Source organism: Amycolatopsis sp. WAC 01416 (genome assembly GCF_003947485.1).
Taxonomy (GTDB): domain Bacteria; phylum Actinomycetota; class Actinomycetes; order Mycobacteriales; family Pseudonocardiaceae; genus Amycolatopsis.
In genome coordinates, this window is record NZ_QHHX01000006.1 from 384,426 (window position 1) to 408,044 (window position 23,619).

21 protein-coding genes are annotated in these 23,619 nt (G+C 70.1%); 14 read left to right on the forward strand and 7 right to left on the reverse strand.

The annotated features are described in order from the left end of the window. Positions 1-23: 23 nt before the first annotated feature. The 4 genes from DL990_RS22605 to DL990_RS22620 form a co-directional block, all read right to left on the reverse strand. The gene (locus DL990_RS22605) at positions 24-584 is read right to left on the reverse strand and encodes a GNAT family N-acetyltransferase (RefSeq protein ID WP_125785304.1); all 561 of its coding nucleotides are present in this window, start codon (positions 582-584) and stop codon (positions 24-26) included. A gap of 355 nt (positions 585-939) precedes the next feature. Continuing rightward, complete coding sequence (gene add, locus DL990_RS22610) at positions 940-1,989, reverse strand: adenosine deaminase (protein ID WP_125785305.1); 1,050 nt, start codon at positions 1,987-1,989, stop codon at positions 940-942. 126 nt (positions 1,990-2,115) lie between these two features. Continuing rightward, the gene (locus tag DL990_RS22615) at positions 2,116-2,919 is read right to left on the reverse strand and encodes a DNA-formamidopyrimidine glycosylase family protein (RefSeq protein ID WP_125799825.1); all 804 of its coding nucleotides are present in this window, start codon (positions 2,917-2,919) and stop codon (positions 2,116-2,118) included. Positions 2,920-2,925: 6 nt separating this feature from the next. Then, positions 2,926-3,792 (reverse strand): ParA family protein, encoded by an 867-nt coding sequence (locus DL990_RS22620; protein WP_125785307.1) that lies wholly within the window; start codon positions 3,790-3,792, stop codon positions 2,926-2,928. A 109-nt stretch (positions 3,793-3,901) separates the two neighbouring features. Between DL990_RS22620 and DL990_RS22625 the strand changes: the two genes are divergently transcribed. From DL990_RS22625 to DL990_RS22635, 3 genes are all read left to right on the forward strand, one after another. After that, a complete protein-coding gene (locus tag DL990_RS22625; protein ID WP_125799826.1) occupies positions 3,902-4,633 on the forward strand; it encodes a methyltransferase domain-containing protein in 732 nt (243 codons plus the stop codon). A 225-nt stretch (positions 4,634-4,858) separates the two neighbouring features. After that, positions 4,859-6,076: a DNA polymerase IV gene (gene dinB, locus DL990_RS22630; RefSeq protein WP_125785509.1), complete on the forward strand. Its 1,218-nt coding sequence runs from the start codon at positions 4,859-4,861 to the stop codon at positions 6,074-6,076. 197 nt (positions 6,077-6,273) lie between these two features. Then, on the forward strand, positions 6,274-6,690 hold the full coding sequence (locus tag DL990_RS22635; RefSeq protein ID WP_125785309.1) for a DUF3040 domain-containing protein: 417 nt from the start codon (positions 6,274-6,276) through the stop codon (positions 6,688-6,690). A gap of 264 nt (positions 6,691-6,954) precedes the next feature. On the opposite strand, the gene DL990_RS22640 is transcribed toward DL990_RS22635, so the two are convergent. The 3 genes from DL990_RS22640 to DL990_RS22650 are packed head-to-tail and all read right to left on the reverse strand — an operon-like array spanning position 6,955 to position 11,847. Continuing rightward, positions 6,955-9,465, reverse strand: coding sequence for a DUF3488 and transglutaminase-like domain-containing protein (locus DL990_RS22640; protein WP_125785310.1), 2,511 nt, complete (start codon positions 9,463-9,465; stop codon positions 6,955-6,957). Then, positions 9,462-10,736 (reverse strand): DUF58 domain-containing protein, encoded by a 1,275-nt coding sequence (locus DL990_RS22645; RefSeq protein ID WP_125785311.1) that lies wholly within the window; start codon positions 10,734-10,736, stop codon positions 9,462-9,464. Before DL990_RS22645 ends, DL990_RS22640 begins: the two co-directional genes overlap by 4 nt. Positions 10,737-10,755: 19 nt before the next feature. Next, on the reverse strand, positions 10,756-11,847 hold the full coding sequence (locus DL990_RS22650) for a MoxR family ATPase (RefSeq protein WP_199746543.1): 1,092 nt from the start codon (positions 11,845-11,847) through the stop codon (positions 10,756-10,758). A gap of 285 nt (positions 11,848-12,132) precedes the next feature. Here DL990_RS22650 and DL990_RS22655 point away from each other — a divergent pair, with 285 nt between their 5' ends. The 11 genes from DL990_RS22655 (at position 12,133) to mraY (ending at position 23,619) form a co-directional block, all read left to right on the forward strand. Continuing rightward, positions 12,133-12,486 (forward strand): hypothetical protein, encoded by a 354-nt coding sequence (locus DL990_RS22655; RefSeq protein WP_125785312.1) that lies wholly within the window; start codon positions 12,133-12,135, stop codon positions 12,484-12,486. 4 nt (positions 12,487-12,490) lie between these two features. Next, positions 12,491-13,036 (forward strand): DUF3558 domain-containing protein, encoded by a 546-nt coding sequence (locus DL990_RS22660; RefSeq protein WP_199746544.1) that lies wholly within the window; start codon positions 12,491-12,493, stop codon positions 13,034-13,036. A gap of 19 nt (positions 13,037-13,055) precedes the next feature. Further along, positions 13,056-13,634, forward strand: a complete 579-nt coding sequence (locus DL990_RS22665; protein ID WP_125785313.1) for a PPE domain-containing protein — start codon at positions 13,056-13,058, stop codon at positions 13,632-13,634. Beyond that, the gene (locus DL990_RS22670; RefSeq protein WP_125799827.1) at positions 13,631-14,383 is read left to right on the forward strand and encodes an ESX secretion-associated protein EspG; all 753 of its coding nucleotides are present in this window, start codon (positions 13,631-13,633) and stop codon (positions 14,381-14,383) included. The genes DL990_RS22665 and DL990_RS22670 overlap by 4 nt, the downstream gene beginning before the upstream one ends. A 504-nt stretch (positions 14,384-14,887) precedes the next feature. Then, a complete protein-coding gene (gene mraZ, locus DL990_RS22675; RefSeq protein ID WP_005156436.1) occupies positions 14,888-15,319 on the forward strand; it encodes a division/cell wall cluster transcriptional repressor MraZ in 432 nt (143 codons plus the stop codon). 203 nt (positions 15,320-15,522) lie between these two features. After that, positions 15,523-16,482 carry a 16S rRNA (cytosine(1402)-N(4))-methyltransferase RsmH gene (gene rsmH, locus DL990_RS22680; protein WP_125799828.1) on the forward strand — a complete coding sequence of 320 codons (960 nt, stop codon included), beginning with the start codon at positions 15,523-15,525 and terminating at the stop codon, positions 16,480-16,482. Further along, positions 16,479-17,189, forward strand: coding sequence for a hypothetical protein (locus DL990_RS22685; protein ID WP_125799829.1), 711 nt, complete (start codon positions 16,479-16,481; stop codon positions 17,187-17,189). Before rsmH ends, DL990_RS22685 begins: the two co-directional genes overlap by 4 nt. Continuing rightward, entirely contained in the window at positions 17,189-19,117 is a 1,929-nt protein-coding gene (locus DL990_RS22690) for a penicillin-binding protein 2 (RefSeq protein WP_125799830.1), read from the forward strand. The genes DL990_RS22685 and DL990_RS22690 overlap by 1 nt, the downstream gene beginning before the upstream one ends. 382 nt (positions 19,118-19,499) lie before the next feature. Continuing rightward, complete coding sequence (locus DL990_RS22695; RefSeq protein WP_125785512.1) at positions 19,500-21,008, forward strand: UDP-N-acetylmuramoyl-L-alanyl-D-glutamate--2,6-diaminopimelate ligase; 1,509 nt, start codon at positions 19,500-19,502, stop codon at positions 21,006-21,008. Further along, positions 21,005-22,537, forward strand: coding sequence for a UDP-N-acetylmuramoyl-tripeptide--D-alanyl-D-alanine ligase (gene murF / locus DL990_RS22700; protein WP_125785318.1), 1,533 nt, complete (start codon positions 21,005-21,007; stop codon positions 22,535-22,537). The genes DL990_RS22695 and murF overlap by 4 nt, the downstream gene beginning before the upstream one ends. Next, positions 22,534-23,619: a phospho-N-acetylmuramoyl-pentapeptide-transferase gene (mraY, locus tag DL990_RS22705; protein WP_125785319.1), complete on the forward strand. Its 1,086-nt coding sequence runs from the start codon at positions 22,534-22,536 to the stop codon at positions 23,617-23,619. The genes murF and mraY overlap by 4 nt, the downstream gene beginning before the upstream one ends.

Consider the following 23,619-nt stretch of genomic DNA (forward strand, 5'->3'; position numbering starts at 1 on the left):
GGCCCCATCATGCCTGGTCGCCGCTAGCGGCTCGCCTTCCACTCGTCTTCGAGCATCGCGAAGACGAGTTCGTCACACCATTCACCCTTGACCAGTTCGTTGTGCCGCAGGTGTGCCTCCTTCTGCATGCCGAGGCGTTCCATCAGCGCGGTCGAGGCGGTGTTGCGGCCGTCGCAGCGGCCGATGATCCGGTGGAGCCCGAGATCTTCGAAGCCGAGCCGGAGTACTTCGACGGCGGCTTCGGCGGCGAGCCCCTTGCCGTGGTGGTCGGGGTGGAAGACGAAGCCGATCTCGCCCTGGCGCTTCTCGCGGCTGAGGTATTCGAGGTTCAGGTCGCCGATCAGCTGCCCGGTCTCGGTCAGTTCCGCGGCCACCGCGAGGAACTGGCCTTCCTTCGACAGGCTGCTGCTGTGCACCCGTTTGGCGAGCGCGGCGGCGGATTCGGCCCGGCTGCGCGGGCCCCAGTAGAGGTAGCGGGCGACGTCGGCGCGGGACTGGAAGGAGTTGAGTTCGTCGAGATCCGCCGGGGTGAAGGCGCGGAGGGTCAGGCGCTGGGTGATGATCGGGAAATCGGGCCTCAGCATGGCGTCAGGCTATCCAGTCGACGAGGTTCCTGGGGACGGAATTGCGGCGGACGGTCCTTCGGGACGGCAGGCGGCACACCCGGAAATAGGGGTACCCCCGAGGCGGCTCCCGGACGCCGGAATCGGCGGCCGGGCCCGAGCCGGACCGGTGCTCGGGAACCTCGGGGGCCCGGTGACTGCCTGGTATTCGCTATCAGGCATCACGCGAAGCAGAGACGACGAGCCGAAGGTGGCTCCAACTTGCGTTGTATCGCTGCTCAAAAGTCCTACGCGTGCAGTCCGCTAGCGGACAGTCACCTCACGAGTCCTGTTGGAATACAACTTTGGACCACCTCCTCTCTCGTGTACCGCCACGCTATGCGAGGACTTCGGGGTCCTGCAACAAGTTTTCTTCGATCTCCGTCACAAGGACGGCCTTGTCCGCCGAAGGCAGAAAAGACGCCTCCACGGCGTTCTTCGCGAACCGGGCGATTTCGGTCGCGTTCAGGCCCAGCGTTTCGGCGACCGCGACGTACTCGCCGTCGAGGGTGGCGCCGAACATCGGCGGATCGTCGGTGTTGAGCGTGACCACCACGCCGTGGTCGAGCAGCCGCCGCACGGGATGCGCCGCGACCGAGGCGAACTGTCCCGTCCGGACATTCGACGTGGGGCAGACCTCCAGCGGGATCCGTTGCACGGCAAGGTATTCCAGTAGCGCCGGATCGGTGTGCGCGCCGACGCCGTGCCCGATCCGCTCGGCGCCCAGATCGTGCACCGCGGACCAGACGGTGGCGGGCCCGGTGGTCTCGCCCGCGTGCGGGACGCTGTGCAGCCCCGCCTCCCTGGCCGTGGTGAAGAACGGGGCGAACTGCGCGCGGCCGACGCCGACCTCGGGTCCCCCGAGACCGAAGGACACCAGGCCTTCGGGGCGTTCGCGGAGCGCGAACACGACCGTCTCGCGGCCGGCGACGATCCCCTTCTCACCGGGAATGTCGAAGCACCAGGCCAGTTCCACCCCGTGGTCCGCCCGTGCCGCCGCCCGTCCGGTGGCCAGACCGGTGAGGAGATCGTCCGTCGACATCCCGTCGAGCACGTGGTTGTACGGCGTCACGGTCACTTCGGCGTAGCGGGCGTTCTGCGCGGCCAGATCGGCCGCCAGCCCGGTGACGAGGGTGTGGATGTCGCGGGCGTCGCGCACCAGCGACGTCACCGCCAGGTAGTTGCGGAGGAAATGCGGGAAATCGCGGAAGGTGAAGAACTCGGCGAGCGCCGCGGGGTCGGTCGGCACCCCCGCGGACGGGCGGCGCCTTGCCAGTTCCAGCACCGTGGGCAGGCTCGCCGAACCGACGAGATGGACGTGGAGTTCGACCTTCGGCAGGGCGTGCACGAACGCGCGCAGCGCCTCGCCCGTGAGGATTCCGGGCATGACAGAGCTCCCTGGGGAAAGAAGTGAAGGTGACGTGCGGAGGAAGCGGACGGCTCAGGGAGCGAGGTCGCCGCGTTCGGTGTCGGCCCCGTAGAGCGGGAGCTTGAAGAGCGTCACCAGGCCAGCTTAGCGGCTCGGAGCGGGTCCGGACTGGCATCGCGGGCAGAACCAGGTCGGCCTCGCCTGGTGCCCGGCACCCTGGGACGCGACCCGGAGCGGTCCGCCGCAGCGGAAGCAGCCTTGTTTGGTCCGTTCGTAGACCCAGTGTTCACGGCCGCGGCGCAGATCACCGGTGGTGGTCTGCGAGGTGCGCCACGCGTTGGTCTTCAGCAGCTTGCGCCCGAGCGCGACGGCCTTCGCCGGGTCCACTTCGGACACCTGCGTCCATGGTGTGACGCCGAGCAGGAAGCACATCTCGACCTTGTACATGTTGCCGATCCCCGCCATGATCCGCTGATCCAGCAAGGCATCGCCCAGTTCGCGATCCGGGTCCGCGGCCAGCGCGCCCGCCGCCCGCTCCGCGAGTTCGTCCGTCCATTGTGGATCGAGCAGATCCGGGCCGAGGTGGCCGACCAGCCGGTCTTCCTCGTCCGTGGGCACGAGTTCGAGGTCGTGCACGCGGAAACCGATCGCCTGCAGATCCTCGGTGGCGAGGATGACCCTCGCCTGATGCGCCGGGTTGCGCCAGCGCGCGCCCGCCCGGTAGACGTCCCACTTGCCGTCCATCCGCAGGTGGCTGTGCAACGTGATCCCGTCGGAGAACCGCGTCAGCAGATGTTTGCCGACCGTGCCGACGCCGAGCACGTCACGTCCGGCGAGATCCGTCGTGGCCAGCTGAGGGACCCTGAACTCGCCTCGCAGCAAGGTCTTCCCGGCCAGTGCCTTGTCGAGGACCTTGCCGGCGAGGAAGACTGTGTCGCCTTCGGGCATCGGCCGTCAGCCCGTGCCGGTGTCGCTCAGCTTGGCGGGCTTTTCGGTGGTCTCCGGATCCTCGTCGCCGCGGACGCGATGCCGTCCGGCCCGGCTCGAGCGCAGGACCTTCGCCAGCACCATGTTGAAGGTGAGCGCGATCTCCTGCGCGCCGGGGGAGTGCCATTCGTGGATCGGGCTGCACGCGCCTTGGGCCTGCTGCACCGCGAGCCTGTCCGGGATGGCCGTCGGCATCACCAGCGGGCCGAAGTTCTCCCGCAGTTCGGCCACGCGGAACTGGTGCTCGTAGGAACGCACGCGGAGCTTGTTGACCACGACGCCGATCGGCCGCAGCCCAGGGTTCTGCTCCTCGCGGATCTTCTCGATCGCCTCGAGCGCGCGGCGGGCGCCGGAGACGGCGTACATCGTCGGCTCGGTGACGATCAGGGCGCTGTCCGCGGCCACCAGCGCGGAGCGGGTCAGTCTGCCCAGCGACGGCGGGCAGTCGAGGATCACCAGTTCGTAGGGTTCCTCGCGCAGCGGGTTCGTGTGCAGTTCGTCGAGCGCGCGGGAGAGATTCTCCAGGCGACGGTTGTCGGCGTCGGGTTCGTTGAGCATTTCGAGCTCTTCGGCGCCGACGAGGACGTCGATCCGGTCGCTCCACACGCTGGGCGCGATCGCTCGTTCGAGCACCGAGCGCACCGGCGTCTCCAGGACGTCGGCCAGCGTGCGATCGGTGAGGGGCGGGTCCAGCGAGGTGGTGGCGTTGCCTTGCGGGTCGAGGTCGGCCACAAGGGTCCGGGCGCCCCTACGCAGCGCGGCGGACGCGACACCGAGGGCGACCGTCGTTTTACCGACGCCACCCTTCAGGCTGAGAACAGCGACCGTGTGCACTCGATACAGCCTACGGGCAGTCGGCGGGGTGGCTCCTTGGCAAGGTGTCGAACACCGCATCGGACTACACCCGGCGGCGCCCGGAAGGCGGGCATTACCCTGTGCGTTTATGAAGACGGACACCGTGGCCACGCGGGGATCGGGGGCGGTTCGCCGGGTTCTCGAAGCAGAACTCCGGGCCGCACGGGCGCGAGGCGCGCAACAGCCGCACGTCGTCGACGTAGGCGGCGGCAGCGGCGGCTGGGCGGTGCCGCTCGCCTCGGCGGGCTGCCTGGTGACCGTCGTCGAGCCGAACCCCAACGCGCTGGCGACCCTGCGCCGCCGCGCCGAGGAGGAGGGCGTCTCCGGCAGCATCACGGTGATCGCCGACGACTCCGACGCGCTCGGAGCCCACGTCTCGGACGGCTCGGCCGACCTCGTCCTCGCGCACGGGCTGCTCGAAGTCGTCGACGACCCGGCGCTGGTGCTCGCCGCGCTGGCCGCGGCGGTCAAACCCGGCGGCGCGGTCTCGGTGCTGGTGGCGAACCGCCACGCCGCGATCCTGCAGCGTGCGCTGGCCGGACGGCTCGGCGAGGCACGGGAACTGCTCGCGGCGGAGAGCGGCGTGCTCGGCGGCGGCCGGGAGACCGTGCTGCGGCGCTTCGACGCCGAGGCCCTCCGCGCGCAGCTGATCGACGTGGGGCTCGAGGTGACTTCGCTCCAGGGCGACGGCGTCGTGGCGGACTTCGTGCCCGGCGGGGTGCGGGAAGAGGAGCTGGCGGAGTTCGAGCTGGCGGCGGCGTCGGTTCCGCCGCTGCGGGACATCTCCAGCAGGCTGCACTTCCTGGCCCACCGCCCCTGACCCTCGTGAGTGGCCAGGACGGTTATTGAGTGGTACGGCAGGTCGGGTGTGATCCCTGGTGACGCTGGGACGGCTGTGAGGCCAGGCCTCCGGTCGTGGAACATCGGCGCGCGACACGCCACGTTTGCCTTACCTCTCAATAGAACCGTCCTAACCACTCACGAGACTGTCGGTGGTCCGGGCTAGCTTCTGCCTGTGGGAAGAAACGCTGAACTGCCCGGCGGGATGGCCCGCTACCGGGTGACGACCGGGGCCACCACTTGGCCCGACGACACCGGCTGCGGTCTGCTGCACGTCGACATGGACGCCTTCTTCGTGTCCTGTGAGCTGCGCACGCGACCGGAGCTGGTGGGGAAGCCCGTGGTCGTCTCCGGCGGCGGCCCGAGGTCGGTCGTGGCGGCCGCGAGCTACGCGGCGCGCGAGTTCGGCGTGCGGTCGGCCATGCCGTTCTCGACCGCCAAACGGCTCTGCCCGCAGCTGATCTGCATCACCCCGACACCGGGGCTGTACGGCGAGGTGTCGAAGGGGGTCATGGGGATCTTCCGCGAGCTGACGCCGCTGGTGGAGCCGCTGAGCCTGGACGAGGCCTTCCTGGACGTCAGCGGGGCGCTCAAACGGCTGGATTCCTCACCCGCCCGGCTCGGCGCCTGGATCCGGGAGCGGGTCGCCGCGGACTTCGGGATCAGCTGCTCGGTCGGCGTCGCGAAGGTCAAGTTCGTCGCCAAACTGGCGTCCGGGATGGCGAAACCGGACGGCATGGTCGTCGTTCCCGCGGCCGAGACGCTCGCGTTCCTGCACCCGCTGCCGGTGTCGGCGCTGTGGGGCGTCGGCAAGCGCACCGAGGAGCACCTGCGCCAGCAGGGCCTCGACACCATCGCCGACGTCGCCGCCGCCCCGCTGCCCAGGCTGAGGCGATCGCTCGGACGGGCGCTGGGGGAGCACCTGTTCGCGCTCGCGCGCGGCCACGACGAGCGCGAGGTCGTCCCGGAGACGCCGGACAAGTCGATCGGCGCCGAAGTGACCTTCGACGTCGACCTCCACGACCGCTCCGCGCTCGGGCTGGAACTGCTCCGGTTGTCGGAACGCGTGGCCGCCACCCTGCGCCGCCGCGGGGTGCGCGGGCGGACGGTGTCGATCAAGGTCCGGTTCGCGGATTTCAAGACCATCACCCGCGCCAGGACAACCGCCGTACCGGTGGACGTGGCCCGCGACATCCACCGCACCGCCGTCGAGCTCCTCGCCGAGCACGCGCCGACGGGCGCAGTCCGCCTGATCGGCGTAAGAGTGGAGGGATTGGACACGGAGAGTGATGGAGAACAGCTGCTTTTCGACTCACCGGAACCCCGTTGGCGGGATGCGGAACTCGCCGCCGACGTCGCGAGGTCCAAGTTCGGTGACGGCGCGGTGCGGCCGGCGTCACTGCTGACCCCCCGTGACCAGTGACATCGGCCGCTCGGCCGTCTTCGAGAGAGCCGCGTCGGGTGGTTTCGGCCAATTTGATCCCTTCTGGATACGGGATCGGGTAGTCGGACGAGCGCGGGGCTCGTATCCTGGACAGAGACACCCCGCCTGGGGTTGTCTGTTGGGTCCATGACGTTGCGCGGCCCGGCGCCCGCGACAGCTGTGCCGGAGGAGGAAAGATGCCACTCTCCGAGCATGAGCAGCGGCTGCTCGATCAAATCGAGCGCGAGCTCTATGCCGAGGACCCCAAGTTCGCATCCACGGTGCGAGGCACCCGGTTGCGCCGCCCCGCCCGCCGACGGCGTTTGCAGGGCATCGCCCTGTTCGTAGTGGGCGTCGCACTGTTGGTGCTCGGCGTGGTGGTCAACATCCGGGTCGCCGAAATCCCAGTGATCAGCGTGCTCGGGTTCCTCGTGATGTTCTTCGGAGTCATGATGGCCGTCACATCGATTCGGCAAGGAGCCGAAACGGAAGGCGGTAAGGACAGCGGTGGCCCGGGGGCCGGCGGAGGTGGCGGCGGCAAGTCGTCCCCGCGCCGGAGCTCCTTCACCCAGCGCATGGAAGAGCGCTTCCGCCAGCGCTTCGAGGAGCAGTAGCTCTCACACACGCGAACATGCCGACGAGGCGGTGCCTCGTCGGCATGTTCGCGTTGAAGTACGTCGTGAGTGGCGATTCGGGTTAGAACCCGAATCGCCACTCACGACCACCGGAACCCCAGCCCGGCGTGAGGGGGAGCGGGCGGCTCCTTCAGTGCTTCCGATGGCCCGGCGCCGAACTCTGATGCCCTTGTCCCCAGAGCCGTGAAAACTCCCGTGAGCGCCAGACTGGAGTCCTTCACGGCGCCCTGTACGAGGAGCGGCCTACTTCTTCCCTCGCCGCAGCGACCGCGGGAACAGGCGGCCCTTCCACGACATGGGCGCGTTCCGTTTCAGGCTCTTGCGCACCTCGTCGAAGGCCGGGCCCAGCTCCTGATCGTCCGCCGGCAGGTCCGAGTACCAGGACTTCTCCACGACGCCGATGACGGTCCGCAGGCCGGTGCGGCCGTCCTCGTCCAGGCGGTGCTTCTCGACGACCTTCCGGCCCGCCACCCGCACCGTGTCGCCGTCGGACAGCGGCAGGCCGCGGTCCGCGCATTCGTCCATCAGTTCCCGCCACGCCGCGTCGGCCGCGGCGGGAGAGTGGGACGCGATCTTCTGCAGCCGCAGCCGCCGCTTGATCTCCCGGATCGTCGTGGGCGTCCCGAACACGCCGAGGACGACCACCAGCGCCAGCGCGAACCACCACGACACCCAGGCCGCCAGGAAGGCGAACGCCGCGACCCACAGGCCGATCGCGATCAGCGGCAGCCAGTTCGTCACGTTCTGGTTGTCCAGGAACCCGTTGTCCTCGCGGTCCGCGGCCGAGGAGGCCCCAGGCCGCATCAGCGCCCGGTATCTCAACCGGGACCGCACGATCGCGACCACCGTCAGCGCGGCCGCCAAGCCACCGAGGATCCCGGCGAGGATCGCGGGCCACAGCGGCTCTTCCTCCTGCTGATCACCGTCGCCGTCCGCGCCGAGGTCCGCGCCCGGGTCGCGGGGCGTGCCGGTGGCGGGGGCGCTCGACGCGGGCGCGCTCGGCACTTCCTGGGTGTCGTTGGTCGCGGAGCTGCTGGTGTCGGTCTGCAGATACGGCGGGACGACCGCGCGGCCGTCGAGCAGCGGGGTCGGGTCGAAGCTGACCCAGCCCTTCGTCTGGAAGTAGACCTCGACCCACGCGTGCGCGTCCTCGGAGCTGATCGAGAGGTAGTCGCCCTTCGGGGTCCCGGAGGTGAAGCCGATGGCGACTCGCGACGGGATGCCGACCGACCGCAGCATCACGGCCATCGCGGACGCGTACTGCTCGCAGAATCCGCGTTTGCCGTTGAGGATGAAGTCGGCGAGCGCGTCGGAGTCGGTGGCGTCGGCGGTCTTGGTGTCGTAGACGAAGCCGTTCTGCGCGGTGAAGAACGACCAGATCGCCTGCGCCTTGTCGAAGTTGTTGGACTCGTTCTCCGTCAGCTGCTTGGCCTTGGCGACGACCCGGGGATCGACTCGGTCGACCTGGACGAACTGCTGCGGTACCTCGGCGAGGCGGGGGTCGTCGAGCCGGAGCTGGTCCTTCGACGGCTCCTTGATCGACGCCGTCTCGGTGTAGGCGGGCGCGTTCTGCTTGGTCGTGGTGAACACGGCACCACCGACCGGGTCGTACAGCCAGTTGTCGGCCAGCCCGTTGATCGACCGCGGCGCGCCGTAGATCGGCAGCCAGTTGTCGACCCAGTTCGTCGGCTCGATCCGGATGTCCCGCGCGGGGCCGGCGCCGTCGTCGCCGGGAGCGGGCGGGAGGCCCTTGTTGGCCTGCACCCCCTGCTGGGCGCGGCCGTTCTGCGCCAGCCCCCAGCCCTTGTTCGGGGTGTACGTGTCGAGGGTGAAGGCGCGGAGCAGGCGTTTGTCCGCGCCCATCCCGTAGACCTTGAACAGTTCCACGTTCTCGCCCTGGTCGAGCAGGCCGCGCAGCTGGGTGAACGGCTCGACACCGAAGCCGCCCGCGCCGCCGCGGCCGGTTCCCTCGGCGCCCGGGAGTTTGCCGACCGTGCCGATCCCGGTGACGGCCGTGCCGATCACCAGGCCCATCGCGATCGCCGCGGCCACCACGCCGACAGGCGCGGACAACGTGCTCGCCGAATTGCCCAGCCCCGGTGCCTCGCGGTTGCGCCAGCGGCGGTGCCGGTGGTTGCCGTCGACGGCGAGCAGCCCGGCGAACGCGGCCGCGCCCAGCAGGAACGTCCACCACGGCAACATGTCCTCGGCCAGCGCCGCCGGGACGGCGTACACGCACAGCAGGACCAAGCCGGTCGCGGCGGGCGCGGCGGCGGCCACGGCCAGCGTGTCGACCAGGACGGCGACCAGGCCGATCGCGATGGTGACCAGGCAGAGGATCGGCGGCGTGCCCTCGATCGGGGGCAGTCCGACGCGGATCTGTTCGGCCGCCGCGGCGAGTACGCCGCGCAGTTCTTCGAGTGCGTCCGGCCCGGGGATGATCTTCAGGATCCCGCTGGTGGTGAACGCCCCGGTGATCAGGAACAGCAGTACCAGCAGCTGCGCCAAGCCGACGACGATGGTCGGCGCGCGCAGCGACCGCAGGGCGAGCCCGGTGGAGGCGATCAGCACGACGGCGACCAGCAGGTAGCCGAACCACGCCCAGCCGGAGACGACGCCGGTGAGCGAGGTCGAGGCGAACAGCGTGGCGAGTCCGGCGGCGACCGGGGCGAGCACACTGCTCGTCCAGAGCGGCGGCGGCGCTTCGGGACGCGGGCGGGGGGTGTGCGGGCGGGGTGGCGCGGTCGCGGTCACAGGCCGCCTCCGATCAGGGTGCCCCGGCGGGTGGCCGTCTGGCACAGCTCGGCCCACACCTGCTGCATCGACGATCCGGGGCCGGCGACGACGACGCCCCAGCCCGCGGCGCGCAGCAGCGCGACCGACTCCTCGGTGGCGGCGGCGCGGTTCTCCGGGCGGTTGACGCCGGAGGACCAGCCGGGGGTGTCGAGCAGCACGGCGAGGCTCCGGATCCCGCGCGGGCGGTACCGGGACAGCTCGTGCACGGATTCGTTGCTGACGGTGCCGAGCACGGCGATGAGTTCCTGTCCTTCGGCCGGGTCGTGGCCGAGGGTGATGTCGCGCTGGTGCGCGGGCTGGAGCGCGGCGAGGACGTCGAGCACGACGTTGTCGTAGTGCTCGCCACCCTCGCCGGGGGTGTCGGCCAGGGTCTGGCCATGTTCGGTGATCAGCCGGACGCGGTGACCGGAGCGGCGCAGGTGCAGGCCCACGGAAGCGGCGAACGAGACGGCCCATTCGAGGCTCGCGGCGGGACCGGTGCCGTGGTGCGCGGCCGCGCGGTGATCCAGCAGCACCGTCGTGCCGCCACGCCAGGGCCGTTCCTCGACGCGCACCATGATCTCGTCGCGGCGGGCGGTGGAGCGCCAGTGGACCTTCCGCAGGTCGTCGCCCTGGCGGTACTGCCGGACGATCACGTCCGCCTCGCCCTGTCCGGCGTGCAGGCGGATGCTGCCGTCGTCGCCGGCCCCGATCCCGGCACCGCTGGGCAGCCCCCACAGGCCGACCACCTTCGGCACGACGACCAGCCGGGAATGCCCGATCAGCTCACGTTCGAACTCGCACAGCCCGAACGGGTCGGTGATCGTCGCCCGCAGCGGGCCGACCTGCTGGATACCCCGCAGCACCGGCTGAAGCGGATACCGCAGCGCGACGCGGCGATCGTGGGGGAGCCGTTCGACGACGAACCGCGGCCGCGAACCCAGCGCGTACGGCACACCGTCTTCGAGCAGCACCTCGCCGGCCGGGAGCCTGCCGTCGCGCCAGAGTTCGAGCTGGACCTCGCCCGGCGAGCCGACCGAGACCCGCTCCGGGCGCAGCGAGCGGGCCGCGCCCAGCCGCAGCCGGGTCGCCGAGATGAAGAAGGCGACCAGCAGCGGCAGGGCGATGACGAACACCGCGACCCGCAGCAGATCCCGTTCGTTGAGCACGAACGAACAAGCCGCCGCGGCGACGCCGGCGGCGAGGAGGCAGCGGCCGCGTGTGGTCAGGCCGGACAGAGCACGCAGCATGGCCCCGTATTCCTTCTACTCAGCGGTGGTTCGTGCCCGACGAGCCCTGCGGGACGGGAACGCGGTGCAGGATCGCGCGGACCACGTCGGTGGCCGACCGGCGAGCCGCGTGCGCCTCCGTGGTGAGCACCATGCGATGCGCCAGCACCGGGACCGCGACCGTGTGCAGATCGTCCGGGACGACGAACTCGCGGCCGGACAGCGCAGCCTGCGCGCGGGAGGCGCGGACCAGCTGCAGGGTCGCCCGCGGCGAGGCGCCGAGGCGGATCTCCGGCACCTGACGGGTCGCGGACACCAGCTCGACGGCGTACTTGCGGATCTCCGGCGACATGTGCACCGCCCGCACCGTCTCGATCAGCCGCTGCACCGACTCACGGTCGGACACGGGCTCGAGATCGGCAAGCGGGTTGTGCCCGGCGTGCTCGTCGACCATGGCCAGCTCGGCCTGCTGGTCGGGGTAGCCGATGGACACCCGCGCGGTGAACCGGTCCCGCTGGGCCTCGGGCAGCGCGTAGGTGCCCTCCATCTCGATGGGGTTCTGGGTGGCGATCACCATGAACGGCTCTTCGAGGTGGTACGTCGAGGTGTCGACGGTGACCTGGTGCTCTTCCATGCATTCGAGCAGCGCCGACTGCGTCTTCGGCGAGGCGCGGTTGATCTCGTCGCCGACCACGATGTTCGCGAACACCGGACCGGGCCGGAACTCGAACCCGCCGCTCTGCCGGTTGTAGATGGACACCCCGGTGACGTCGCTGGGCAACAGGTCGGGGGTGAACTGGATCCGGCTGACGGTGCAGTCGATCGAGCGGGCCAGCGCCTTCGCCAGCGAGGTCTTGCCGACCCCGGGGACGTCCTCGACGAGGAGGTGGCCTTCGGCGAGCAGGGTCACGAGCGCGATGCGGATGACGTCGGGTTTGCCGACCAGTACCCGCTCCACGTTGGCGGCGATCCGCCGCGCGGTCTCGTGCAGTTCGTCGAGCGAAGCTCTGCTGCTCGCACGGCCGTTCTGCCGGCCGCTGACCGAGCCGGCGGCCGTGGGGTACGGCGCTTGCCCGGTTGCCTGCTCGCCCTGCTGTTCGCCGGGCGTCGCAGACTGGATTCTCGACGTCACTCGACCTCCTGATGCCGCGTGGCTGGATGTCCGCTGGGTCTGCTGAAGGCCAGCTTTTCAACGCCCGGGCGATGCCCCGGGCAGCGGTCAGCCTCCCACGAAGTGTGTCAAACTCGGGCGAACTCTTGGGGGGAACCCCGCCAACCCCAGTCGATGACTCTGTGCAACCGGAGACTTTACCTCGATCGGGTGAGCTGAGCGCGTTTTCGGGTGCTCCCGCTGACGCCGGGTTTTGTCGTATGCTCCGGTGCGAGGTCGCTCGACTACGGAGAGGCGTAATCGCATATGAGCGAGGTGAGCACCGCCAAACCCAGGTTCGACCTGAGCGGATTCGCGGTCGCGCCGGAGCTGGCAGCCGACGCCCACGCGAAGATCTCCGCCCTGCAAGACGTGGTCGGCCAGATGGTCCGCGAGGCGAAGGTCCTCGGCCGCACGGTTCCCCTCGGCGGGGGATACGCGGACGAGGTCGGCAAGTTCATGGCGCAGTACGGGATCGGCGCCGAAGGCTCCGCGGTCGAGGCGCTGACGGCGTTCGGCAAGGAACTCGAGGCGCTCAAGAACCGGATCGAGAAGGCTCTGGCCCGGTACACCCGGCAGGATGAACAAGCGGCGGCGGACGTGGACTGTGTCGGCGGCTGAACCCATGAGCTCCCGCCTCCCTCTTCTCGCCCTCTGCGGCGCGCTCGCCGTCATGACCGTGTCCGCCTGCGGGCAAGGGGCGGCAGGCCAGGCGAAGATTCCGGCCGCCGCGGACGGCCCGGGCCCGGCTCCGTCGTCTTCGGCGCCCGCGCCGGATCGCGGGGTCGACCCGTGCGCGCTGCTCGGCCCGCAGGACCGGTCGACGGCCGGGATCAACGTGCTCGGCGTCGCGAAGGAGATCAACGGCGCCCGCGCCTGCGACTGGACGGTGCCCGCGACCTTCGGCGTCACCATCACCGTGGACGAGCGCAACGGCCTGACGGACCTCGAAGTCGCGCGCAAGACCGCCACCAAGACCAAGGTCGGCGGCCGGGACGCGCTCAAGGTCGCCGACAAGAAGGCCGCCGACGGGACCTGCGCGGTCCTGCTCGGCATGGGGGAGAAGGCGAGCGTCCAGATCGACGTGAGCAACACGAACTTCACCGACACCCCGCTCGCCTGCGAGCGCGCGGTGCAGGTGGCGGGATTGGCCGAACCCAAACTGCCTTAGCAGCCTTAGGAGAACTGCCGTGCCTGAAGGAGAGACGCCGGGGCGTGAGGTCCCGGTCGCGGCCACGCGGTACGAGGCCTACAGCCACGAGGCGCTGGCCGCCGAAGTCGAAGCGGGCAACGACCCCGAGGCGGCGGGCGGCATCGGCGCCGCCTGGGACGCGCTCGCCCTGCGCATGAACGACGCGACGTCGGAACTCGCCGGACTGGTCGGCAGCAGCGAAGAGAACTGGCGCGGGGAAGCGGGCGACGCGCTCCGCGGCGTACTGGCCAAGGCGTCCGGCTGGCTGGCCTGGTCCGCGGACCTCTCGTCCGCGCTCGGGAAGGCCGTCGCCGGACAGGCCGAGGCGGCCGCGCGGGCCCGCGCCGACATGCCGCCGCCGGTGGACTACGACCCGGGCGCGATGATCCGCGGCGCCGCCGCCCGCGGGAACCTCGCGCTCCTCGCCGCGCTCGCCGACGAGATGGAGGCCAAGCACGCGGAAGCCGAAGAGGCCCGGCGCAAGGCCGTCGACGTCATGAACACCCGCGATGCCTCACTGCGTTCGCTGACTCCACAGGTCTCCTTCGGGAAGCCGCCCGAGCTGGGGCGGTCTTGATCCGCGTTTCCGCGTCGGCGTTCGACGTCCTCTGGTCCGACCTGGGACACGCGGCCCCGCCCTGGCCGCTGTCCGTCCGCAGCGTCGGCGCCACGGAAGCGGAACGCGCCGAGATCCGCGAGGCGGTCTACGAAAACCTCACCGAACGAGGCCTTTTTGACGGGGACCGGCTCGACACCGCCCTGGAAGCGCGGCTGGACCTGCTCGCCCGCGCCGAGGTCTACGTCGAATGCGAGGCGCTGGCCGACATGACGGCCGAAGCGCCCTTCCGCGCGGTCGCGGCCGCGCGCGGACGGCACGGCGTACTGGCCACCCAGCCGGAACAGACCATCGCGCTTTCCGGGATCGGCGACGGCGAGGTGTTCGCCGCGATCGTCGACGTCCTGCCAGAGCTGCGGCCCGGCCCCGGCTACGGGATCAGTCTGCCCGCCGCGCGCTTCGGCGGTGACCTGGAGGATCCGGTGTTCGGCGACGGCGGACGCTCGTCGGCTTCGGACAGTCAGCTGCGCGAGGTGCTCGCGATCCAGGCCCGGCCGGTCTACAGCGCGGGCCAGTTCACCGTGCGGACCCGGGACCGCGACGGCCGCGCACACCGGGCCGGCGGACTGACCTGGTTCGACACCGACGTCGGCGCGTACTGCGCGGCGCGGACCGAAGGCCGGGGCGGGCAGGCATGGGTCACTGTGTCCCCTGTGGACGGTCCGCGGCTGGCCGCGCGTCTCGCTTCGCTGCTGGACCCGGACCGCTAGACCTGGAGCCCGGTCGCCACGGGACTCGCGAGAGTGAGGTGCCCCCAATGTGACATTGGAGTCACTGAACGTCCCCGATGCCACATTGGGCGCACCGCGGACCCGGCGGACAAGTCGTCGCCGAGGGTCCTTTGTCGACATGTCATCGGATGAACCGACGTCGGCACCCTCCACAGTGTCCCCACCACGCTCCACCGGATTCCCCACTTTCACCCCCATTCCGCCCCACAGCAGGGTTCCGGCGGCCGATATCCGGACGCATCAGGCATGAATGAGGTTGCTTCGATACCCGCCCAGGGGGATCTTGGCCACCGTCCCCCACCAAGCCCCCACCTGGCCCCACCTGGCTGACCAGCGAAAACGCCTGACACGACGGAGTGGTCGCGGCTTTTGACGCGTTGACTGTGGTGAAAAGTGGGGTACGGTGGTGCGCAGTGGGGCAGAAGGGAGCCCCGTGGCCGAGCTTGGTTGTTCGCAGCCTGGATCGGTAGGGAGGTGGAGCCGGTGTTCCTCGGCACCCACACCCCGAAACTGGACGACAAAGGGCGGCTCACGCTGCCCGCGAAGTTCCGCGACGCGCTCGCCGGTGGGCTGATGGTCACCAAGGGACAGGATCACTGTCTCTTCGTCTTTCCCCGGGCCGAGTTCGAGCAGATGGCGAGGAAGGTCGCCGACGCCCCGTTCACGAACGAGGCGGTCCGGGCCTACCAGCGTTATCTCTTCGCCGGGACGGACGAACAACGCCCGGACGGGCAAGGACGTATCGCGATCGCGTCCGAGCTCCGACGCTATGCCGGGCTGAACAAGGAGTGCGTGGTGATCGGGGCGATCACCAGGCTGGAGATCTGGGACGCCCAAGCGTGGCAGGGCTACCTGGACGAACACGAGGACAGCTACGCGAAGGCTCGAGAGGAAGTTCTGCCGGGCGTCTTCTAGACGTGACCGAGGAAGCACCCACGCCGTCGGGGGGCGCGGGTTCATACCTCGGACACGCTGGGAATCGTCCACACGGATGCCGTGAGGCCTCTGTCCGCTCAGTGGCCCTGGTACACCTTCCCCGGTACCAGGTCAGCAGGCGGGCGGACAGGGACCTGACGGCATCCGGCATCTTCCCCGGCACTACAGGAAAGGGGGAAGACATGGCAGACGAACACGAGCACGTTCCGGTGCTTCTCGACCGTATCGTGGAGCTGTTCGCGCCGGTCTTCTCCGACCGCGAGGCCGTGCTGGTCGACGCGACCGTCGGTCTCGGCGGTCACTCCGACGCGCTGCTCACCGCGTTCCCCGGACTGCGCCTCGTCGCACTCGACCGTGACCCCAACGCGCTGGAACTCTCCGCGGAACGCCTTGCGCCGCACGGTGATCGCGTCGACTTCGTGCACGCCGTCTATGACGAGATGCCGTCCGCGCTGCATGGTCTCGGACTGTCCAGAGTGGACGGGATCCTGTTCGACCTCGGCGTCTCCTCGATGCAGCTGGACCGCGCCGAGCGTGGTTTCGCCTACTCCAAGGATTCCCCGCTCGACATGCGGATGGACCCGACCACGGGGATCACCGCGGCCGACGTGCTCAACACCTACGCCCCCGGCGAGCTGATCCGGATCCTGCGCGACTACGGCGAGGAACGATTCGCCAAGCGGATCGTCAAAGCCGTTGTGGCGGAACGAGAGAAGGAACCCTTCACGCGCAGCGGGCGGCTGGTGGAACTGCTGTACGACGCGGTCCCCGCGGCGAGCAGGCGCACCGGCGGGCATCCGGCGAAGCGCACGTTCCAGGCGTTGCGGATCGAGGTCAACGGTGAACTGGAGGTGCTGCGGCGGGCGATGCCGCGCGCGCTGTCCTGCCTCGCCGTCGGTGGCCGGATCGTCGTGGAGTCCTATCAGTCCCTCGAGGACAGGCTGGTCAAGCAGGCCTTCGCGGAACTGGCGAAATCCCGGACGCCGGAAGGGCTTCCGGTGGAACTGCCGGGCCACGGCCCGGAACTGAAACTGCTCACCAGAGGGGCCGAGAAGGCCGGCGAGGCGGAGACCGAACAGAACACACGGGCCGCCTCCGTGCGGCTGCGAGCCGCCGAACGGATCGGAGACCGAGCACGATGACCGCTCCCGCGAAGTCCCGCGGCCGCCGGACACCGGCGCCCGGACGGCGTGCCCGCGCGACCAGCACGGTCGACGAGACAACGGACGCCACCGAGACCACGACCTCCACTCGCGCCTCGCGCGGTCGCACGTCGGCCGCCGAACGCGCCTACGCCCGCCGCGCCCAGCGCGCCGACCTGCTCCAGCGAGACCAGCAACGCAACCGTCCCGACGCCGAAAGCGGCGCGGGCAAGGAAGAGCCGAAGAAGCTCAAGCTGCGCTGGCCGCGTTCGCGCGCGTCGTTCGTGTTGATGATGATGGGCATGCTGGCCGTCGGCGTGGCGTGCACGCTGTGGCTGACCACGCAGGCCATCGCCGATTCGTACCGGCTCGAACAGCTCCGCACGACCAACGCCGGGCTCGCCGAGGCGAAGGAACGGTTGCAGCGCGAGGTCGCGAAGGCCGAGTCGCCCGCATCGCTGGCGCCCAAGGCCAGGGAACTGGGCATGGTGCCCGGCGGCGACCCCGCGCATATCGTGGTCGGCCCGGACGGACAGTCCACTGTGGTCGGTGAGCCGAAGAAGGCCGAAGGCGAGGCGCCCCCCGCGTCGGCCGACTCGACGGCGCCTCCGCCCGCCGAGGGCACGCAGCAGGGCACTCCGTACGAAGGCGACCAGCCCGCGGTACCGCAGGAGAACGCGGCGGCCCCGGCGCAGGGAGGTCAGTGATGTCGCCCGGCCGTCCGGCGCAGGCAAGGGCGCGGTCGGTGGGCAGCGCGCGGCGGACCTACGCCGCCGGGACCCGCCGTGCCACCGCACGGCGGGGCAACGGCGGGAATCCGAGCCGGTTCACCGGCGTCCGGATCCTGTTGATCGTCGTGATGGTGCTCGCCGGCCTCAAACTGGTGCAGGTGCAGTGGTTCGAGGCGGGCGCGCTGTCCGAGGCGGCGGAACGGCAGCGGACGTCGGTGATCGAAAGTCCCGCGCAGCGCGGGTCCATCCTGGACCGCAACGGGACGAAGATCGCGTTCAGTGTCGAGGTGCGGACGCTCGCGGTGAGCCTGAACTGGCTCCACAAGACGATGAACGACTTCGCCGCGAAGAACCCGACCAAGGGCAAGAACTTCGAGACCGAGGTGGCGGGCGCGGCGAAGCTCATCGCGGCCAAACTGCCCGGGGTGATCACCGAGCGGGAACTGCTGGACAAGTTCCACAAGCCCGACGGGTTCACGTACCTGGTCCACGACATCGAACCGTCGGTCGCCGAAGCGATCGTCAAGGAATACGCGTGGATCAGCGTCGAGAAGCGCTCGAAGCGGGAGTACCCCGGTGACTCGGTGGGCGCGAACATCGTCGGCTACGCGAACTGGCGCACCGACGATCAGGACGTCTCCAAGCACAACCTGCACGGTGGCTACGGTCTCGAGGCCTCGCGCGACAACGACCTCGCCGGAACGCCGGGCCGCAAGATCGTCAACACCCGGAACGGCAACGACAACCTTGTCATCCCCGGCACCGAACGGGACATCCAGAACGCCGTCCCCGGTTCGGACCTGCAGCTCACGATCGACACCGACCTGCAGTACGAACTGCAGCGGCAGCTGAGCGAGTACGTCGCCAAGTCGAAGGCCAAGGGCGGCCAGGCGGTCATCATGGACTCGAAGACCGGCGAGGTCTACGCGCTGGCCAACGACAAGACCGTCAACCTCAACGATCCGGCTTCGCGCAGTGAGACGGAGAACCTGAACAACCGCGCGGTGACCACCCCGTTCGAACCCGGTTCGGTGAACAAGATCGTCACCGCCGCGGGCGCGATCGACGCGGGCATCACCACGCCGGAGTCGGCGCAGGCGGTGCCGGGTTCACTGCAGGTCGCGGACAAGATCGTCAAGGACGCCTGGCATCACGGCACGCAGCAGTTCACCACCACCGGCATCTTCGCGAAGTCGTCGAACGTCGGAACCCTGTTGCTGGCGCAGAAGCTCGGCGAGGACCGGTACGCGGACCTGCTCAAGAAGTTCGGCCTCGGCCAGCGCACGGGCCTCGGCCTCCCCGGCGAGAGCCCGGGCGTCGTCCCGCCGCGCAACCAGTGGTCGGCCACGACCTTCGGGAACCTGCCGATCGGGCAGGGGCTTTCGATGACGGTCGTGCAGATGGCCGGGATGTACCAGGCCATCGCGAACGACGGGCTCCGCGTGGAACCCCGGGTGGTCAAGGCGAAGGTCAACCCGGACGGGACACTCGTCCCCGAACCGGCGCCGAAGACCGTCCAGGTCATCAGCCCCCAGGCGGCGAAGACCGTGCGCGAGATGATGCGCGCCGTCACGCAGAAGGGCCGCGGGCAGCAGAGCGGCACCGGGCCGAAGGCGGCGCTGGAGGGTTATCAGATCTCGGGCAAGACCGGCACCGGCCAGCAGGTCGACCCGCAGACGAAGACGTACAGCAACCACTTGTACAACATCACCTTCGCCGGGATCCTGCCCGCCGACAACCCGCGGTTCGTGGTCGGCATCCGGCTCGACGCCCCGGACGCCACCCTGCAGCAAGGACTCTCGGCCGCGCCGCTGTTCCACTCGGTGGCCGCGTATCTGGCGCAGCGGTTCCAGATCCCGCTTTCGGACGGCCCGTCGCCCCAGGTTCCGCTGGTGCTCTCCTGACGGTGGGCGTGTTCCCCTGCGGAGGGCGTGGGTCGGGTTGGTCGTGAGTGGCGATTCGGGTTTTAACCCGAATCGCCACTCACGACCACCCGCACCCGAACCCGCTCACCGCGGCTGTCCTCAAACGACAGTCGGAAGCCCTTGCGTGCCAAGGAGAGCTCACGAAACCCATTACCACGGGCGTGATCGTCGCGTGCACACACCGCACCGCTTCAGTCACCCGAATGCCGCGCCGGTAACCTCCTTTGCTGTGTCGGTGCCTACTTCAGATCCCCGCAGCGGTCCCGCCGTCGAAAGCGGGTCCGGCGCGACGGCTGCCCAGGTCCCGGACAGCCCGGTCAAGGCCGTCGCCGCACCCCCTCGTCCGGCCAGGATCGAGCCGATGCCGCTGGGCACGCTGCTCGCCAGGGCGGGCGCCCGGCTCGTGGTGGGCGGTGACGACGACTATCCGTCCGCGGCCGAGCTGACGGTCACGGGCAGCACGCTGCGCGCGCAGCACGTCCTCCCCGGTGACCTGTTCGCCGCGCTTCCCGGCGCCCGTGCCCACGGCGCGGACTTCAGCGACCAGGCCATCGCCGCCGGCGCGGCCGCCGTGCTCACCGACGAGGCAGGTGCCGAGCGCCCGGTGCTCCGCGACGCCGGCGTGCCGATCCTGGTGCATCCGGACCCGCGTGCCGCCCTCGGCGAGATCGCCGCCTGGATCTACGGCGAGCCGTCGCTGGAGCTTTCCGTCCTCGGGATCACCGGGACGTCGGGCAAGACCACGACGTCGTACCTGGTCGACGCCGGGCTCAAGGCGGCCGGGTTGACCACCGGGCTGATCGGCACGGTCGAGACCCGGATCGCGGGCGAGCGGCTGGCCAGCGGGTTCACCACTCCCGAGGCCCCGGATCTGCAGGCCCTCCTCGCGGTGATGGTGGAGCGCGGGGTCACGCACGTCCCGATGGAGGTCTCCAGCCACGCGCTGTCGCTGGGCCGGGTCAACGGCACGCGCTTCGCGGTCGGGGCCTTCACCAACCTCTCCCAGGACCATCTGGACTTCCACAAGGACATGGAGGAGTACTTCGCCGCCAAGTCGCTGCTGTTCGACGGCCGTTCCACCGCCGAAGTGGTCGTCGTCGACAGCGCCTGGGGCCACGCACTCCTCACCCCGCACACGGTGACCGTGTCCACCGAACCGGGAACGGACGCGCTGTGGCGCGCCACCGACCTGACCCCCACCCCGGCGGGGGAGCAGACCTTCACCCTCCACGGCCCCGACGGGCTCGCCGCGTCGGCGATGATCCCCCTGCCGGGTGCGTTCAACGTGGCGAACGCCGTGCTCGCGGCCGCGATCCTCACCACCGCCGGTGTCCCGCTCGAAGCGATCGTCGCCGGGCTCGCCTCGGTCGAGGTGCCGGGCCGGATGGAGCGGGTGTACCTCGGCCAGCCGTTCACCGCCGTCGTCGACTACGCGCACAAGCCCGCCGCGGTGGCGCAGGGGCTCGACGCGCTGCGCGCCCGCACCGAGGGCCGGATCATCACCGTCCTCGGCTGCGGCGGGGACCGTGACACCGCGAAGCGCCCGATGATGGGCGAGGCGGCGGTCCGGCGCAGCGAAGTGCTGATCGTGACCGACGACAACCCGCGTTCGGAGGATCCGGCCGCGATCCGGGCGGCGATGCTGGCCGGTGCCCGCAACGCCGGGCCCGCCTTGGGCGGCGAGATCGTCGAGATCGCCGATCGCCGCGAAGCCATCGTGCACGCGGTCGCGCTCGCCCAGCCCGGTGACATCGTGCTCATCGCGGGCAAGGGCCACGAGACCGGCCAGGAGGTCCAGGGTGTCGTGCACCCGTTCTCCGACCGGGAAGAGCTGGCCTCCGCCATCCGCAGACGTCTGGAGACAGAGTGATCGTGCTCAGCCTGGCCGAGATCGCCGCCATCGTCGGCGGCAGGCTGCATCGGACCGACGGGACCGCCGAGGTCACCGGAAGCGTCGAATTCGACACCCGCGAGATCACGCCCGGCGGTCTGTTCGTCGCGCTGCCCGGGGCGAAGGTCGACGGCCATGACTTCGCCGCGCGGGCAGTCGAGTCCGGCGCTGTCGCGGTGCTCGCGGCCCGTGAGGTCGACGCCCCGGCCGTGATCGTGCCGCCGCCCGCCGCCGGTGCCACGCACGAACGGGCGTTCGCGCTGGTCTCGGACAAGGACGGAGCGGGCGCCGCGGTGCTGGCCGCGCTCGCCAAGCTCGCCCGGCACGTGGTCCAGAAGCTTGCCGGCGACCACCTGACCGTCGTCGGGGTCACCGGCTCGTCGGGCAAGACCTCGACCAAGGACATCATCGCCCAGCTGCTGGAGCCGCTCGGCCCGACGGTGGCGCCGCCGGGATCGTTCAACAACGAGCTGGGCCACCCCTGGACGGCGCTGCGGGCCGACGCCTCGACCCGGCAGCTAGTGCTGGAGCTGTCCGCCCGCGGGCCCGGCCACATCGCCGAACTGGCGGCCATCGCGCCGCCGCGGATCGGCGTCGTGCTCAACGTCGGCACCGCGCACGTCGGCGAGTTCGGTTCCCGCGAGGGCATCGCCAAGGGCAAGGGCGAGCTCGTGGAGGCGCTGCCGAGCGCGGCGGACGGCGGTGTCGCGGTCCTGAACCTCGACGACCCGTACGTCGCGGCGATGGCGAGCCGGACGACCGCGCGGGTGGTTTTCGTCGGCGAGAGCGCGTCCGCGCAGGTCCGTGCCGTCGACATCACCCTCGACGGGGAAGCGCGCGCGTCGTTCCGCCTGGTCACCCCGGACGGCGAAGCGCCGGTGAAACTGCCGCTCTACGGCGAACACCACGTCGGCAACGCGCTCAGCGCGGCCGCCGTGGCGCTGGAAATGGGCTCGACGGTCGAGGAGGTCGCGGCCCGTCTGTCGAGCCTCGAGCGGCGCTCGGACCGCCGCATGGAGGTCACCACCCGGGCCGACGGCGTCACGGTGCTCAACGACTCGTTCAACGCCAGCCCCGAGTCGATGCGGGCCGCCCTCAAGGCGCTCGCGTCGATGAGCGCGAACCGCCGTTCCTGGGCCGTGCTCGGCGTGATGGGCGACCTCGGCGAGAACTCGGTCGCGGCGCACGACGGCATCGGCAGGCTCGTCGTCCGGCTCAACATCGACAAGCTCGTGGTCATCGGCCAGGCCGCCGCGGCCACGCATCAGGGTGCCCAGCAGGAGGGCTCCTGGGGCGAGGAGTCGGTACTGGTACCCGACGTCGAGGCCGCCATCGCCCTGCTGCATGATCAGCTCCGCGCGGGGGACGTGGTGCTGGTGAAGGCCTCCAAAGCCGCCGCGCTGTGGCGGGTGGCCGATGCCGTGCTCGCCTCCCCCGGAACGATCGTCGAAACCCCTGTAGTACCCACTTCCCCCTCTCACGAACGCTCGAACGGTGGTGACGCGTGATCAGCATCCTGATCGCGGCCGCGGCGGGCCTGCTGGTCTCCATCCTCCTCACTCCCTATCTGATCCGGGTGTTCTCCCGGCAGGGCTTCGGCCAGGAGATCCGGGAGGAAGGGCCGCAGGGACACAAATCCAAACGCGGTACCCCGACGATGGGTGGTGTCGCGATCATCATCGCGATGGTCGTCGGGTATTTCGTGGCGCATCTGATCAGCTCGCTCAGCGGCGGCAACGGCACCGGCGGCCCGTCCGCCTCGGGGCTGCTTGTCCTCTTCCTGGCGGTGGGCCTCGGGCTCGTCGGGTTCCTCGACGACTTCATCAAGATCCGCAAGCAGCGCAACCTCGGGCTGAACAAGACCGCGAAACTGGTCGGCCAGCTGGTGGTCACGATCGTCTTCGCGATACTGGCGCTGCGATTCCCCAACGGCGAAGGCCTGACGCCCGCGTCGGAGAGCCTGTCCTACGTGCGGGACCTCGCGCTGATCACCTTCCCGTCGGTGTTCTTCGTGATCTTCTGCTACATCGTCATCTCGGGCTGGTCGAACGCGGTGAACTTCACCGACGGCCTCGACGGCCTCGCCGGCGGCACCGCGGCGATGGTGCTGGCGACCTACGTCGTCATCGCCTTCTGGCAGACCCGCCTCTCGTGCGCGGTGACCCCGCAGGCCGCCTGCTACGACGTCCGTGACCCGCTGGACCTGGCCGTGGTGGCCGCCGCGGCGACCGGCGCCTGCGTCGGGTTCCTCTGGTGGAACGCGGCCCCGGCGAAGATCTTCATGGGTGACACCGGTTCGCTGGCCCTCGGCGGTCTCGTCGCCGGTCTGTCGATGACCACCCGCACCGAACTGCTCGCCATCGTCATCGGCGGCCTGTTCATGGTCGAGATGATCTCGGTGGTCGCGCAGATCGCGGTGTTCCGCACGACCAGGCGGCGGCTGTTCCGGATGGCCCCGTTCCATCACCACTTCGAACTCGCGGGCTGGGCGGAGACCACGGTCATCATCCGGTTCTGGCTGCTCTCGGCCGTCTGCTGCATGTTCGGTCTCGGGCTGTTCTACAGCGAGCAACTCGGTCTCGGAGGATAA

Coding starts and splice junctions, on each gene's coding strand:
- DL990_RS22685 (WP_125799829.1), top strand. CDS start 16,479: ATGACCGCTCCCGCGAAGTCCCGCGGCCGCCGGACACCGGCGCCCGGA.
- DL990_RS22635 (WP_125785309.1), top strand. CDS start 6,274: ATGCCACTCTCCGAGCATGAGCAGCGGCTGCTCGATCAAATCGAGCGC.
- DL990_RS22645 (WP_125785311.1), bottom strand. CDS start 10,736: ATGCTGCGTGCTCTGTCCGGCCTGACCACACGCGGCCGCTGCCTCCTC.
- DL990_RS22660 (WP_199746544.1), top strand. CDS start 12,491: ATGAGCTCCCGCCTCCCTCTTCTCGCCCTCTGCGGCGCGCTCGCCGTC.
- DL990_RS22625 (WP_125799826.1), top strand. CDS start 3,902: ATGAAGACGGACACCGTGGCCACGCGGGGATCGGGGGCGGTTCGCCGG.
- DL990_RS22605 (WP_125785304.1), bottom strand. CDS start 584: ATGCTGAGGCCCGATTTCCCGATCATCACCCAGCGCCTGACCCTCCGC.
- dinB (WP_125785509.1), top strand. CDS start 4,859: ATGGCCCGCTACCGGGTGACGACCGGGGCCACCACTTGGCCCGACGAC.
- DL990_RS22615 (WP_125799825.1), bottom strand. CDS start 2,919: ATGCCCGAAGGCGACACAGTCTTCCTCGCCGGCAAGGTCCTCGACAAG.
- DL990_RS22655 (WP_125785312.1), top strand. CDS start 12,133: ATGAGCGAGGTGAGCACCGCCAAACCCAGGTTCGACCTGAGCGGATTC.
- add (WP_125785305.1), bottom strand. CDS start 1,989: ATGCCCGGAATCCTCACGGGCGAGGCGCTGCGCGCGTTCGTGCACGCC.
- DL990_RS22695 (WP_125785512.1), top strand. CDS start 19,500: ATGCCGCTGGGCACGCTGCTCGCCAGGGCGGGCGCCCGGCTCGTGGTG.
- rsmH (WP_125799828.1), top strand. CDS start 15,523: ATGGCAGACGAACACGAGCACGTTCCGGTGCTTCTCGACCGTATCGTG.
- DL990_RS22690 (WP_125799830.1), top strand. CDS start 17,189: ATGTCGCCCGGCCGTCCGGCGCAGGCAAGGGCGCGGTCGGTGGGCAGC.